This window comes from Enterovirga aerilata, from assembly GCF_013044135.1.
In the GTDB taxonomy this organism is placed as follows: Bacteria; Pseudomonadota; Alphaproteobacteria; order Rhizobiales; family Beijerinckiaceae; genus Enterovirga; species Enterovirga aerilata.
Window position 1 is genome coordinate 178049 of the sequence record NZ_JABEPP010000001.1, and the last position, 14120, is coordinate 192168.

General features: G+C 69.1%; 14 protein-coding genes. 2 read left to right on the forward strand and 12 right to left on the reverse strand.

The window, feature by feature from the left end:
• Positions 1–130: 130 nt before the first annotated feature.
• From HJG44_RS00860 to HJG44_RS00895, 8 genes are all read right to left on the reverse strand, one after another.
• Positions 131–2530, reverse strand: a complete 2400-nt coding sequence (locus HJG44_RS00860) for a molybdopterin cofactor-binding domain-containing protein (RefSeq protein WP_171216462.1) — start codon at positions 2528–2530, stop codon at positions 131–133.
• Positions 2527–2994 (reverse strand): (2Fe-2S)-binding protein, encoded by a 468-nt coding sequence (locus tag HJG44_RS00865; RefSeq protein WP_171217237.1) that lies wholly within the window; start codon positions 2992–2994, stop codon positions 2527–2529. Before HJG44_RS00865 ends, HJG44_RS00860 begins: the two co-directional genes overlap by 4 nt.
• 20 nt (positions 2995–3014) lie before the next feature.
• Complete coding sequence (locus HJG44_RS00870) at positions 3015–3905, reverse strand: FAD binding domain-containing protein (RefSeq protein WP_171216463.1); 891 nt, start codon at positions 3903–3905, stop codon at positions 3015–3017.
• Positions 3902–4858 carry a cyclase family protein gene (locus tag HJG44_RS00875; protein ID WP_171216464.1) on the reverse strand — a complete coding sequence of 319 codons (957 nt, stop codon included), beginning with the start codon at positions 4856–4858 and terminating at the stop codon, positions 3902–3904. Before HJG44_RS00875 ends, HJG44_RS00870 begins: the two co-directional genes overlap by 4 nt.
• A gap of 221 nt (positions 4859–5079) precedes the next feature.
• A complete protein-coding gene (locus HJG44_RS00880) occupies positions 5080–6405 on the reverse strand; it encodes a TRAP transporter large permease (protein ID WP_171216465.1) in 1326 nt (441 codons plus the stop codon).
• Positions 6395–6943 carry a TRAP transporter small permease subunit gene (locus tag HJG44_RS00885; protein ID WP_171216466.1) on the reverse strand — a complete coding sequence of 183 codons (549 nt, stop codon included), beginning with the start codon at positions 6941–6943 and terminating at the stop codon, positions 6395–6397. The genes HJG44_RS00880 and HJG44_RS00885 overlap by 11 nt, the downstream gene beginning before the upstream one ends.
• A gap of 5 nt (positions 6944–6948) precedes the next feature.
• Positions 6949–8025, reverse strand: coding sequence for a TRAP transporter substrate-binding protein (locus HJG44_RS00890; protein WP_171216467.1), 1077 nt, complete (start codon positions 8023–8025; stop codon positions 6949–6951).
• A 142-nt stretch (positions 8026–8167) separates the two neighbouring features.
• On the reverse strand, positions 8168–8608 hold the full coding sequence (locus tag HJG44_RS00895; protein WP_171217238.1) for a cupin domain-containing protein: 441 nt from the start codon (positions 8606–8608) through the stop codon (positions 8168–8170).
• Between the two features lie 113 nt (positions 8609–8721).
• Between HJG44_RS00895 and HJG44_RS00900 the strand changes: the two genes are divergently transcribed.
• Complete coding sequence (locus HJG44_RS00900) at positions 8722–9387, forward strand: TetR/AcrR family transcriptional regulator (protein ID WP_171216468.1); 666 nt, start codon at positions 8722–8724, stop codon at positions 9385–9387.
• 51 nt (positions 9388–9438) lie between these two features.
• Complete coding sequence (locus tag HJG44_RS00905; RefSeq protein WP_171216469.1) at positions 9439–10659, forward strand: FAD binding domain-containing protein; 1221 nt, start codon at positions 9439–9441, stop codon at positions 10657–10659.
• On the opposite strand, the gene HJG44_RS00910 is transcribed toward HJG44_RS00905, so the two are convergent.
• The 4 genes from HJG44_RS00910 to HJG44_RS00925 form a co-directional block, all read right to left on the reverse strand.
• Positions 10660–11553, reverse strand: a complete 894-nt coding sequence (locus HJG44_RS00910) for an NAD(P)-dependent oxidoreductase (RefSeq protein ID WP_171216470.1) — start codon at positions 11551–11553, stop codon at positions 10660–10662.
• Positions 11554–11590: 37 nt separating this feature from the next.
• Complete coding sequence (locus HJG44_RS00915; RefSeq protein WP_171216471.1) at positions 11591–12289, reverse strand: transglutaminase-like cysteine peptidase; 699 nt, start codon at positions 12287–12289, stop codon at positions 11591–11593.
• Between the two features lie 239 nt (positions 12290–12528).
• A complete protein-coding gene (locus tag HJG44_RS00920; protein WP_171216472.1) occupies positions 12529–13089 on the reverse strand; it encodes a carboxymuconolactone decarboxylase family protein in 561 nt (186 codons plus the stop codon).
• A 19-nt stretch (positions 13090–13108) separates the two neighbouring features.
• Complete coding sequence (locus HJG44_RS00925) at positions 13109–14113, reverse strand: Gfo/Idh/MocA family protein (RefSeq protein WP_171216473.1); 1005 nt, start codon at positions 14111–14113, stop codon at positions 13109–13111.
• Positions 14114–14120 lie beyond the last annotated feature (7 nt).

A 14120-nucleotide genomic window follows, 5' to 3' on the forward strand; every position in this document is an offset into this window, starting at 1 on the left:
CTCCCTGTCCCGCCCCCTGCGGCCCGGCGAGGGGCCGTAGCCTTGTCCGGCCTCGGCTGGGCTTACCGGCGCCTGCCGCGGCAAGTGAAACAATAATCCCTGCTCGCCGCCATCAGGCTTTCTGATGCGGTCAGACCCGCCCGAGCGCCCTGAGCACTCGCTCTGGCGTCATCGGGATGGAGGTGAGGACCACCCCGAAGGGGGCGAGCGCGTCGTTGACGGCGTTCATCACGGCAGCCGCGGCGCCGGCGGTCCCTGCCTCGCCTGCCCCCTTGGCGCCGAGCTCCGACTCGCCGGTGGGCGTCGAGACATGCCCGACCTCGATATCCGGCATCTCGAAGGCCATCGGCACGAGGTAGTCGGCCATGTTGCCGTTCAGGAGCTGGCCGTGCTCGTCATACAGGCAGTGCTCGTAGAGGGCGGGCCCGAGCCCCTGCACGATGCCGCCGCGCACCTGCTCGTCCACGAGCTGCGGGTTGAGGATGGTGCCGCAATCCTCCACGCACCAATGCTTCAGGAGCTTGATGAAGCCCGTCTCCGCATCGACCTCGACATAGGACCCCTGGATGCCGTTGGTGAAGGCGAAGGGATATCGCTTGGGCACGTAGTGCCGGGTGGCGACGAATTCCGGCTGGACGCCCGGCGGCAGCGTGTCCGGCCGGAAATACGCGATGCGAGCCACCTCATCGAGCGGCATGCGCTCGCGCCCGGTTTCGGCGTCGACGACGAGGCCGTCGCGGATATCTAGGTTTTCCGCCTGCGCCTGCAGGATTGCACCCGCGACCGAGAGCACGTTTCCGCGCAGGACCTTGCCGGCCTGCCAGGCGGCCTCGCCGCCGATGCCGGCTGCGCGCGAAGCCCAGGTGCCGCCGCCATAGGGCGTGTTGTCCGTATCGCCCGTGACCACCCGGACGCGCTCGATCGGCACCCCGAAGGCCGTCGCCACGACCTGAGCGGTCACGGCCTCGGCGCCCTGTCCCTGCTCCGTGACGCTCGATGCGACATGGATCGAGCCCTGGGCGTCCATGCGGACCGTGACGCCGTCCTGCGAGGATATCCTCGCGCCGCCGACGCCGTAGAAGGCGGCCGACGGGTTCGTCACCTCGATGAAGCTCGCGATCCCGATGCCGCGATGGATGCCCCGCCTCCTCGCCTCCGCCTGGTCGGCCCGCAGCGCCTCGAGATCCATCATGTCGAGGAGCTTTTCGAGCGCGGCCTGGTGCGACAGGCGCTCGAACTTCATGCCGGCCGAGGATTGGCAGGGATAGGCGTCGTCCGGGATCACGTTCTTCCGGCGGATCTCGACGGGGTCCATGCCGATCCGCCGCGCCGCGAGATCGACGAGCCCTTCGGTGACCGAGCAGGCGATCGGGTGCCCGACGGCCCGGTACTGGCAAGTGACGTTCTTGTTCTGGAATACGACCCGGGCGAGCGCGCGGTAGTTCGGGCAGGTATATTGCCCGCCCGTGAAGTTCACGACCTGGTTCGCCTCGATGGCGCTCGTGCGCGGATACATCGAATACGGGCCGATGCCGGTCAAGTCGTCGATCTCGAAGGCCGTGATCGTGCCGTCGTTCATGACGCCGATCCGGCCCTTCACGCGGTGGTCGCGGGCGTGGATGTCGGTGACGAAACTCTCGATCCGGTCGGCCACGAACTTCACCGGCCGGCGCAGGAGCTTGGACAGCGCGGCCGTCGCGACCTCGTCGGCATAGACATGGACCTTGATGCCGAAGGAGCCGCCGACATCCTTGCACAGGACCCGCACCTGGCTCTCGGGAAGGTCCAGGTGCTTCGCCAGGATGTTCTGGATCATGTGCGGCGCCTGGGTCGCCTGGTACACGGTCAGGCGGCCATCGCCGGCATTGTAGTCGGCGACCACGGCGCGCGGCTCGAGCGTGACCCCCGTATGCCGGCCGAACCCGAAGGTCGCCTCGATCACGTGGTCGGCGGACGCGAAGGCGGCGTCGGGATCGCCGGCGACGTGCAGGCGCTCCCAGGCGAGATTGTCGCCGAGCTCCGGATGGATCACGGGCGTCCCGGGATCGAGCGCCGTCTCCATGTCGGTGACGACCGGCAGCTCCTCGTAGTCCACGGCGACGAGCTCGGCCGCATCCTCGGCCTGGGCGCGCGTCTGGGCCACGACGGCCGCGACGGCCTCGCCCTGCCAGGAGGCCTTCTCGATCGCGATTGGATGCTGCGGCGCCGACTTCAGCCCCTTCAGGTGTGTGAGGACGCCGATCCAGGGCGTGCAGACGCCCGCGAGCTCGCGGCCCGTGACCACCGCGATCACGCCGGGCGCGGCTTTGGCTGCCGCCGTCTCGATCGACACGATCCGCGCATGGGCGTGCGGCGATCGCACGAAGGCGACATGGCCCATGCGGGGCAGCACCACGTCGCTGACATATTGGCCTCTGCCCTGCGTGAGCCGGGTGAGGTTCGGGCGCGGGACGGAACGGCCGATATAGGAGTTCGGCCGGTCGAGCTCGGAGAGGCCGGTCGGGCCCGTGGTGTCGAGTTTCGCGCTCACGCCGCGGCGCTCCCCTTGGCGGTCCGGCCCGCCGCGGTCGCCGCGACCGCGTCCACGATCGCGTGGTAGCCGGTGCAGCGGCAGTAATTGCCAGACAGGTGCTCGCGGATCTCCTCGCGGGTGGGTTCGGGATGGCGGAGCAGCAGGTCCTGCGCCGTCACGATCATGCCCGGAGTGCAGTAGCCGCATTGCAGAGCGTTGCGGTTGCGGAACGCCTCCTGCAGGTCGGCCACCTCGCCTGAATCGGAGAGGCCCTCGATCGTCTCGACGCGCGCGCCCTCGCATTGCACGGCAAGGGTCAGGCAGGAGCGGACGATCTCGCCGTCGAGTCGGATCGTGCAGGCGCCGCAGACACCGTGCTCGCAGCCGAGATGCGTGCCCGTGAGGCCCAGATCCTCGCGCAGGACGTCGCCGAGATGCCGGCGCGGGTCGACGAGAAGCCGGACGGTCTCGCCGTTGACCATGAAGGACAGAGGGCGCGGGGTCACGCTGCCACCTCCTGCGGGCCATCGAGCCCCGCCTCGGGCACGAGCCGAGCGACGGCCCGGCGGAAGATGACGCGAGCCAGGTGAATGCGGGTGTGCGCACTGATCTGCAGGTCGCCTTCCGGCGAAAGATCGTCGGCGAGAGCGGCGGCCGCGGCCTGGACGAGCGCCGCCGTCGGCTTGCGCCCGTTCAGAACAGAGGCGGCATGGTCCGCCACCATCGGGTGCGGCCCGGCCGCGAAGAAGACGGGGCGAAGGCGGGCCATGATGTCTCCGTCCATCTCCGCCGTGCAGCTGATGCCCACCAGTGCGTAATCGCCTGAGCGCCGCGCCAGCTCGAGAAACGCGTGTCGTCGGTTGGTACCTGCCTGTGGGACCTCGATTGCCGTCAGGATCTCGTCGGGACCGAGATCTGTCTCGTATACGCCCTTGAAGAACGCATTCGCCGGCACGCGGCGTTCGCCGTCCGGTCCTGCCAGGGTGAACCAGGCCCCGAGTGCCACCATGCAGGCGGGTAGTTCCGAGGCGGGATCCGCATGGCAGAGATTGCCGCCGATCGTACCCCGCGTCCGGACCGCCGGATGCGCGACATGGCGGATCGCCTCCGCGAGGAGGGGAGCATGCTGGCGGATCACGGGCGAGCGTTCGAGCTCGACATGGCGCGTCATCGCGCCGAGCCGCAGGTGCCCGTTCTGGACCGAGACGCCCTTCAGCTCCCCGATGCCGTTCAGGTCGATCAGAATTCCGGGCGCGAGGAGCCGCAGGTTGAGGGCCGGAACGAGGCTCTGCCCGCCCGCGATCAGCTTCGCGGCCTCGCCATGCTCCGCCAGCGCCGCCAGCGCTCCGGCGAGGCTGGTGGGAGCGAGATAATCGAAGGCCGGGGCCTTCATCTGATCGCCAGCGGGTTGATCGGCGAGCCGGTGCCGCCGGAGATCACGAGCGGCGGCCCCGTGAAGAAAAACTCGTAGACGCCGTCCGCGGCGCAGGCCTCGGCGAGCTCCTTCACGTAGAACATCTCGCCCATCGTGAGGCCGATCGCCGGGATGACGACCCAGTGCCAGGGCTGCTGCACCTCCGTCGTCTCGTTCGGGCGCACCTCCACGCCCCAGGTGTCGGAGCAGATCGCCGCGATTTCCCTGGCGTACGACCAGTAGCAGTTCTCGAACTTCACGCCGGGGGCATCGCCGCCGGCATAATCGCCCCATTTGCCCTCGTGCAGGCAACGCTCCATCTGGCCGGTCCGAATGATGACGAAGTCGCCCTTGCGCACCTCGACGCCCTGCGCCCTGGCGGTCGCGTCGAGCTCGTCATTGGAGATGCCGTAGCCGTCATCGAGCCAGTCCACGCCCTTGTAGCGGGCGACGTCGAGCAGCACGCCGCGGCCCACCATCTTGGCGCGCGTATGCTCGATGCCGAGCTCCTGCACGCCGCCGCCGTCGACGAGCCGCGCATCGAGGCCGTTATACATCTTGTCGTCCAGGAAGATGTGCCCGAGCGAGTCCCAGTGCGTCGCCGCCTGGACCGGCATGTTCAGGGCGTCGTCTGCATAGCGCAGCTTGTTCGTGTGGTCGAACCGGCCGGCGATCGCGTCCGTACCGGTGGCGAGCATCGTGTGGATGGGATTCCAGCGTCCGCCGAAGAGCCCGCTCTGCGGCCCCTTGTTGTCGAGCGGGATACCCATCGCGAAGACTTGGCCGGTGCGGACGAGCTTCGCCGCCTCGCGGACCATCTCGGGCGTGACGTGATTGAGCGTGCCGATGCGATCCTCGGCGCCCCAGCGGCCCCAGTTCTTCAGCTTCTCGGCAGCCTCGTAGATGGCCGCCTTGCCGACCTGGATCCCCATGCATTCCTTCCCTTGCGCCGGGTTGTCCGGCCGCGATTCGGTAGGGAGGATCCCGGCGGCGCCCGCTGGCGCCTCGTCGCCTCCCCCGTGGGCTCAGGCCCTTGTTGAGCGGATGTTAAATAAGCGCCCGCCGCGGTCAAGCGGTTCCGCGAGGATTTCGCCGTCCGGGGCCGCGCCGGGATATCGGATCGCGGCCTGCGCGGGGTGGGCCGCAGCCCTCCCTACCAGCCGATCGCCTTCGGCAGCCAGGTTGCGATGCCCGGATAGGCGAAGCAGATCGCCAGCGCCAAAAGCTGCAGGAAGATGAAGGGAACCACCCCCTTGTAGATGTCGAGCGTCGTGACCTCGGGCGGGGCGACGCCGCGCAGGTAGAACAGCGCCCAGCCGAAGGGTGGCGTCAGGAACGAGGTCTGCAGGACGACCGCGATCAGGGTCGCGACCCAGACCTGGTCGAGACCCGCCCCGATGATCATCGGCAGGAACATCGGCACCACGATGTAGCTGATCTCGATCCACTCGATGAAGAAGCCGAGAACGAAGATCAGCGCCAGCATGAAGACGAGGCCGCCGGTGGCGCCCCCCGGCACCATCTGGAACACGTCATGCACGAGCTGCTCGCCCTGCAGGCCGCGAAAGGCGAGTGCGAAGACCTGGCTGCAGATGAGGATGAACATCATCACGGCCACCACCCGCGCCGTCGTGTGGACGACGTCCACGAGCGTTCTCCAGGAGAGGCGGCGGGCGAGCGCCGCGACCAGGATCGAGCCGACGGCGCCCATCGAGGCCGCCTCGGTCGGGGCCGCGATGCCGCCGATGATCGAGCCGAGGACCGCGAGGACGAGCGCGATCGGCGGGAGCGCCACCTTGAAGACCTTGAGGAGCAGCTCCTGCCGAGGCAGCGCCTTGCGCTCGTCCACCGGGATGGGAGGCACCTTAGCCGGCCAGATGATTCCGACCAGCAGCATCCAGACGACGAAGATCCCCGACAGCAGCAGGCCGGGCAGCACGGCGGCGGCGAAGAGCGTGCCGACCGACTGACCCATGATGTCGGCAAGCAGGATGATGATGGTGGAGGGTGGGATGAGCTGACCGAGGGTGCCGGAGGCGCAGATCGTGCCGCAGGCGAGGCTCTTGTCGTAGCCGCGGCGGAGCAGCGTCGGCAGGGTCAGGAGCCCGAGCGTCACGATGGTCGCGCCGACGATCCCGGTGGTCGCGCCCATCAGCACGCCGACCAGGATGATGCCGATGCCCATCCCGCCGCGCAGGTTGCCCGAGACGTGGCCGATCACCTCCATCAACTCGTCGGCGATGCGCGACTTCTCGAGCATCACGCCCATGAACACGAAGAGCGGGATGGCGATCAGCGTGTAGTTCGCCGTCACCCCGTAGATGCGGGCCGGCAGCAGGTTGAACAGAAGAGACCCGAAACCGAGCCAGCCGAAGACGAAGCCGGATATCGCGAGCGTCAGCGCGACCGGGACCCCGATCGCGAGCAGAATGAAGAAGGACGCGATGCAGCCGAGAGCCAGGATCTCGTTAAGGGGCATTGATGGTGACCGTGGCGGGCACGTCGCGGTGCGGGCCGCCCAGGAACGGGCCGAGCGCACGCAGCACCGAGGCGACGCTCTGGAGGCCGAGGAGGACGAAAGCTGCCGGGATCAGCGCCTTGAGGATCCACCGGTGCGGCAATCCTCCGGGGTCCGGCGAGCCTTCTCCGACGCGGTAGGACTGCATCACATAGGGCAGCGACAGCCAGACCAGGAGGAGGCACAGGGCGACTGCCGCGAGCGCGGAGAACAGGCCGATCGCCTCCTGCACGCGGCGCGGCAGGCGCCCGTACAGGATGTCGACCTGGACATGGCCCTCGTGCTTGATCGCGTAGGCGATGCAGAGCAGCGAGAGCGGCGCCATCAGGTGCCATTCGAGCTCCTGCATGGCGACCGAGCCGGTGCGGAAGACGTACCGGATGATGACGTTCGCGGCCATGACGAGGACCAGGGCCAGCCCGCTCCACGACGCGATCCGTCCGGAGGCCTCGACGATCGCGTCGAGGCCCCGAGCCCACCGCTCCAGACGTTCCGGCATATGGATCAGGCGCGGATCTGGCTCTGGAAGACGGCTTCGGACACGCCGGCCCAGGAATCGTGCTTCGCCTTGAAAGCCGTGAAGCTGTCGTAGACGCGTCTGATCTTCGCATCCTTGGCGAGGTCGTCGAGCACGGTCTTGGTCACCGCCCTCAGCCTCTCGATGACGGGCTGCGGCAGCGGTCCGGCGATCACGCCCTGCTTCTTCAGGTCGTCCAGCGCCTCGGCATTGGTCGCCTCGCACCAGGTATGGCTGATCGTGTTGCAGGCCGCCGCTGCCGTGCGGACGATCTGCTTCAGGTCTTCCGGCAGCGAGTCCCAGGCGGCCTTGTTGACGATCAGCTCGGTGACGTTGTTCGGCTCGTGCCAGCCGGTCGTGTAGTAATACTTGGCGGCCTTCTGCAGCCCGAGCCTGCGGTCCTGGTACGGGCCGACGAACTCGGCCGCGTCGATGACGCCGCGCTCGAGCGCCGGGAATATCTCGCCGCCGGGGAGCAGCTTCACGTCGACGCCGAGCTGCGCGTAGACCTTCCCCGCGAGGCCCGGGATGCGCATCTTGAGGCCCTGGAAATCCTCGACCTTCTCGATCGGCTTCCTGAACCAGCCCGTCATCTGCACGCCGGTATTGCCCATCGGCATCGGCACCAGGTTGAAGGGCGCGTAGAGCTCCTCCCACAGGGCTAGCCCGCCGCCATGCATGATCCAGGCGGTCTGCCCCTGGAAGTTCAGCCCGAACGGCACGGTGGTGAAGAATTGCGCAGCCGGGACCTTGCCGGCCCAGAAATAGCTGTTCGCCGCATTCATCTCGACAGTGCCGGCCGAAACCGCGTCGAAGCCCTCCAACGCCGGGATCAACTCGCCCGCCGCAAAGTGCTGGATATTCAGGCGCCCGCCGGACATCGCCTTGACCATGGCGCAGAAGTCGGTCGGGCTGCCCGGGCCGGTCACATAGAACGGCGAGCCCGGCCCGTAGGCATTGGTCATCTTCCAGTTGAATGACTTCTGGGCGCGGGCCACATGCGGCATCGCAACGGCGGCGCCCGTGCCCAGGACGGCGCCGGTGAGCAGGTTACGCCTCAGCATCGGGAGAGACCTCGTCCGGGGTGAGCGAGCGCCGTCACCCGGGACGGGGCGGCGCGACGCCCTCTCCAGCAAGCTCCGTGCCGAGAGGCTGTTCGGTTGCCAGGCCGGCCTCGAAGAGCGGCGCGCCGGGCTGGCGTCGCGGTCAGGCCGCCCTTTTCTGCGGCTGCAGGCGCACCGAATCCGGGATCGGCAGGGGCTTGTTCGCGCTGTCCTTGAACTCGACGGTCGAGAAGAGGAGGTCCGTCTCGCCGATATTCTCCAAGTCGTGGATCTTGTACTCGCCGGCCGCGTAACGCGCGTGCTGCGTCTCGCCGGCGTAGTATTCGGTCTCGTAGGTCGTGCCGTCAGCATGGTTGGAGCGGGCGCGGCCGGGATTGAGGGCCGTCCAGAAGTAGTCGAGCACGTGCTTGTGGAAGCCGATGCGCTCGCCCGGCTTCAGCCGGATGGTCCAGACGCGCACGCGCTCGTCCTCCGAGACGAGCTCCGTCCCGACGCAGCCGTTCTGCTCGGCCCGAGCCAGGTCGTCCTTCAGCCATTGCGGCCAGGGTCCGCGCGGTACCGCCGAGCCGGGTGTCATCGCCATCGACATGTCAGCCTCCCTTTACGCTTTATTTAGCACTTGATCATCAAGCGGGCGGGTGTCAAGGGTGCGGCCATGAGGACCTGCATCGCGGGCCGGCGCAAGGGCTCCGCCGCATGAGCGGAGCCGTCGCGGCGCCGAGAAAGCCCGTCCGCCGGCTCCCGCCCGCCGATCGTCGAAAGCAGATCGTCGAGGCGGCGGTCGCCTATTTCGCCGAATTCGGCTTCGAAGGCGCGACGCGCGGGCTCGCCGAGCGGCTCGGCGTCACGCAGCCGCTGATCTACCGCTACTTCCCGTCCAAGGACGAGCTGATCCGGGCCGTCTACGAGGAGGTCTATCTCAGCCGCTGGCGCGGCGAATGGATCGAACTCCTCGGCCGGCGCGAGATGCCGCTGCGCGAGCGGCTCATCGCCTTCTACGAGGACTTCGCCCGGGTCGTGTTCGAGCCGCAATGGATGCGGATCTACATGTTCTCGGGCCTGCGCGGCCTCGACATCAACCGGTGGTGGATCTCCTTCGTGGAGGACCACGTCCTGCGCCGGGTCTGCGAGGAGGTCAGGATGATGGCCGGCCTTCCCGATCCTGCGCAGGCGCCGATCACGGCCGCCGAGATCGACGGCTACTGGCTCTTCCACGGCGGCATCTTCTATTACGGCGTCAGGGAGAACGTGTACGGGATCGTGCCGCAGACACCGCTGCCCCGCTTCATCGAGATGGCGATCGACAGCTTCCTCCAGGGCTTCCCCGCGACCGTGAAGGAGGCGGTCGCCCGGCAGGCTTGATCCCAGGCCGAGCCGAGTTTATCGGTCGATAAACAAAAGGGGGAAAGCCGGATGGGATCGTGGCGGCGCGCGCTGGTGATCGGCGGCTCGGTTGGGGGGCTGTTCGCCGCGATCCGGCTCCTTCGCGACGGCTGGGACGTCGAGGTCTTCGAGCGCTCGCCCGTCGAGCTCGCGGCGCGGGGCGCGGGCATCGTGGTCCAGCCGCAGGTCGTCGCCGCGTTGCGGTCTCTCGGCCTCGGACTGACGCGCGATCTCGGCGTCGACGTGAGCCGGCGCCAGACGCTCGACCGGTCGGGCCGCGTGATCGCGCAGGCCCTCCGGCCTCAGGTCGCGACCTCATGGAACCGGCTGTTCGACATCTTGCGCACGGGCTTCCCGGGCGGGCGCTACCATCTCGGCCGCGACCTCGTCGGCGTAGAGCAGGACGGCTCGGCCGTGACGGCGCGCTTCGCCGACGGCGGCGCCGCGACGGGCGATCTCCTGGTCGGTGCGGACGGGTTCCGTTCCAGCGTGCGCCGGACTTTCGCGCCGCAGACGCGGCCCCTCTATGCCGGCTACGTCGCCTGGCGCGGCCTCGTCGAGGAGGAGGCCTTTCCGCCGGATCTCCACCGGCAGATGTTCGGGTTCTTCTCCTTCGGCCTGCCGCCAGAGGAGCAGATCCTGGGCTACCCGGTGGCGGGCGACGGCTCCGCGGACCAGGCCGGCCGGCGCCGCTACAATTTCGTCTGGTACCGGCCGGCCGACGAGCTGACCGAGCTGCCCCGCCTCCTCACCGACGAGACGGGGTACAGGCACGAGATGTCCATCCCGCCGCCGCTGATCGCAAGGGCCGCGATCGCCGAGATGCGGGCGCATGCCGAGGAAGTGTTCCCGCCGCAATTCTGCGAGATCATTCGGCTCACGGAGCAGCCCTTCCTGCAGCCGATCTACGATCTGGAAAGCCCGCACATGGCGTTCGGCCGCGTGGCGCTGATCGGTGACGCCGCCTTCGTGGCGCGGCCGCATGTCGGTGCCGGAACCGCCAAGGCGGCCGACGACGCGATGCGCCTCGCCGACATGCTGACGGCCGAAGGCAGCATCGAGGCCGCGCTTGCCCGGTTCGAGGCCGAGCGGCTCCAGATGGGACGGCGCATGGTCGAGCAGGCGCGCCGGCTCGGCACCTACATGAAGCGGGACTTCGTCTCGGAGGCGGAGCGTCTCCGGGCGGAGCGGCACCGTTCGCCCGAGGCCGTGATGGCCGAGACGGCGCTTCTCGATTTCCTCGGCGCCTGATCAGGCGGGCTCGCGGCGCCTGAGCCCCGAGCGGCTCTCGATGACGCGGCAGACGCAGGCCGTGTCGACGGCCCCGAGCCCCGCCGCGACCGCGGCTTCGTAGATCGGGCCGGAGGCGGAGAAGAGCGGCGTCTCCACGCCGAGCTCGGCCGCGAAACGGCGGATCACGTCCATGTCCTTCTGCCAGATTGCCGTCTTCATGGTCGCGGGCTCGTAGCGGTCCGCCGCCATCATGGGCGCGCGGAGCTCGAAGATCCGGGACGTGCCGGCGCCGCCGGAGACGAGCTTGACGATCTGGTCCGGATCCAGCCCGGCCTTCATGCCGAGCACCATCGCCTCCGCGGAAGCGACGTTGTGGATCGCCACCAGCAGGTTCGCGACGAGCTTCATGCGGGTGCCGTTGCCGAAGCGGCCGAGATCATGCGCCTCGCGCGCGAAATCGGCGAAGACCGGCATGGCCCGCGCGATCGCGTCTCTCGCGCCGCTCGCATAGACGACGAGATCGCGGCTCCGGGCTTGCGCGCCCGTGCCCGAGAGCGGGCAATCGAGCGCGGCATGACCTGCCGCCGCCATCACCGTCTCGAAAGCGAGCTTATCCTCCAGCGCCAGCGTGCTCGCTTCCGCGACGACGCGCGGCCCGGCCTCGGCTGCCGCGATGGCCTTCGCAGTCGCCGCGGCCGCCTCCGGGCCCGGCAGGCTTGTCAGGATCAGGGGCGCCTGCCGCACGAGCTCCGCGACGTCCGCCGCGAGCGCGACCCCATGCGCTTGCGCCTCGTCCCGCCGCTCGGGACTGACGTCGAACCCGACCACGCGCCAGCCGCGCTCGACGAGGTTGCGGGCGATAGCTCCGCCCATGATCCCGAGACCGACGATGCCGACCGAGCCCTGTCCCATCCCGATGCTCCGCGGCAGCGTCGCGCCCGGGCCGCCGTCAGCGGATCGGCTGGGCAGTCGGCGCGCCCGCGGCGGGTCCGCCGGCACCGCTCACGGAACGGCTCGCGACCACGATGCGGTTCGGCTCCCCGCCGCCGAGCGCCACCCAGGCGAGCCCGTCCGAGCCCTCGCGCTTCACGAAGTCGTACCCGGTCTTGTTCCAGGGAAGAACGAGATCCGTCTCGTTGTCGAGAATGAAGTCGCCCCTGTCGGTCCGGACGGTCAGCACGGCGTGGCCGGCATCACGCCGGTCGATCACCACCGTCATGCGCATGGCGCGGCGCGGCAAACCCGCCTCGGTGAGGAGCCGGCGCTTCAGCAGCTGGATGTCCTCGCAATCGCCCTTGCCGTCGTCGGGATAGTCCCAGCGGTCGTTCACGCCCCAGTGCTTCTGGTCCGTGACCTGCTGGATCGTCTCGTTCACCTGCAGGTTGATGCGCTTGATAAGAGCCCAACTCTCGGCCGTGAGGGTCAAGAGCTCGGGCTCGGCCGTGTTCACCTCGCATTCCGCCGGGAGGCGATGGCAGAACTCCTTCCAGGCGGTGGTCGGGCGGTCGTCCTCACCGCCGAGCGCGATCGCCGGCGCGACCGGCAGCGGCTCCGGAGCCTCCGCCCGCGCGGGCGCGGCCAGAGCGAGCCCGAGACACAGCAAGGCGGATGCGAGCCGGCGCGAGCCGGCCGTGCGGAGATCCCCCATCGTGTTCGCCCGTTCGTTCTTGCTTCGCCCATGCAGGCGGAGTGCCAGGCGAGGCCCTCCGCCTTAGGACGGCCGCTCCAGGCTGCGGCAGCCATGGTTAACGGGAACTTACCTCCTGAGCTTCGTGCACAGGCCTGTCGGCATCTCACGCCGATCCGCCCATCTTCCGACGAAGAAGGCAGGGCGGAATGCCGGACGGGGGCGGGTGCTCTTCGGCACAGGTCCCGGGAGCGGGCGGGCTACCCGGACCGGGCGGGAAACGGGTCCGCCACGCCGTCGGGCAGCGGCACCTCGAAGGCGTTGATGGTCATGGAAATGAGCCCGTAATAGCCGAGCACGCCGACGAGATCGACGAGCCCGACCTGGCCGAGGGTCTCCAGCGCGAACCTGAAGGTCTCGTCCGACACGCGCCGCGTCCTCAGGATCTCGGACGAGAACATGTAGACGGCACGCTCGTCGGCGCGGGGGAGGTCCGGCTCGCGGCCGGTGCGGATCGCCTCGATCGCCTCGATATCGATACCCGCCTCCTGCGCGATGGGCGCATGCACGGCCCATTCGAAGCCGGCCTGCCAATGCGCGCCGGTCGTGATGATAGCGAGTTCCGACAGGCGCTGCGGCAGGCTCGTGCCGTAGCGGCAGAATGCGCCGAGCGCCTGCGCCTTGTCGGCGAGGCCGGGGCTGTTCACCCAGACCCGGAGCGGGCCCTGCACCACGCCGCGGGGGCCGGACAGGATCGCGTCGTAGACCCGGCGCTGCTCGGGCGTGAGCCGGTCCGGCTCGATATCGGGAAGGCGGGGCATCTCTGTCCTCTGCTGCGGGTCAGGCGGAAACGGCAGCGACCGGCACCGGCGCGTTCTCGGCGGCGGAGCGGCAGATCGCCTCCAGCACCGCCACGTTCCCGATCTTCTGGGCATCCGTGAACGGGTACGGCGCACCCGCCGCGATCGCGCGGGCAAAGGTCTCCAGACCCGTCCGGACGCTGTCGAGCCATTCGTAATCCCGCGTCTCGCGGCGGCCGTCGCGGTAATGCACGGTGAAGGTGGCCGGGCCGGGCGTGTCGGGATGCGTGTGGTTGCGGATCTCGGCCCAGCCCTCCGAACCGAAGACCGTCAGCCCGATATAGAGCGGCGTGACCAGGATCGCGTTCAGGTAGCCGGTCGCGCCCGATTCGAAGCGCATCAGCACCGAGACGACATCGCCCGTCCGGCTGAACGCGACCCGGCTCGCCGTCGCCGCGAAGACCTCCCGGATCGGCCCGAACAGGTCGAGATAGAGGTCCGTGAGATGCACGCCCATGGCCGTCATGCCGGCTGCTGGCGCGTCGGCCGGCGAGGCGCGCCAGTCCGTCTCCGGGACCTGCGCGAGCTTGTTGTGGCTGAAATTCGCCTCCGCATGCATGATCGTTCCGAGCGCGCCGGCCCGGACCAGGCGCCGCAGCTCGCCGACCGCGGCCTCGTAGCGCCGCTCGTGGCCGATCCCGAGCATCACGCCCGCGCGCCGGCAGGCCGCGACGGAGCGTTCCGCGTCGGTACGGGTGAGGGCGAGCGGCTTCTCGCAGAACACGTGCTTCCCGGCCGCGGCGGCGGCAAGCACCTGTTCCGCATGGAGCGCGTGCGGCGTGGCGAGGATCACGGCGTCGATCGCCGGATCGGCCAGGACCTCCGGAAGCGAGGCCGCGAACCGGATGCCGTGCTCAGCCGCGAAGGCGGCGCGCTCCGGGTTCGTCTCGACCGCGGATACGATCCGCATCGCGTCCGAATCCGCCATGCGCCGCACGATGTGCTGTCCCCACCAGCCGAGTCCGGCCACCGCAGCCCTGATCAAGCGCGCT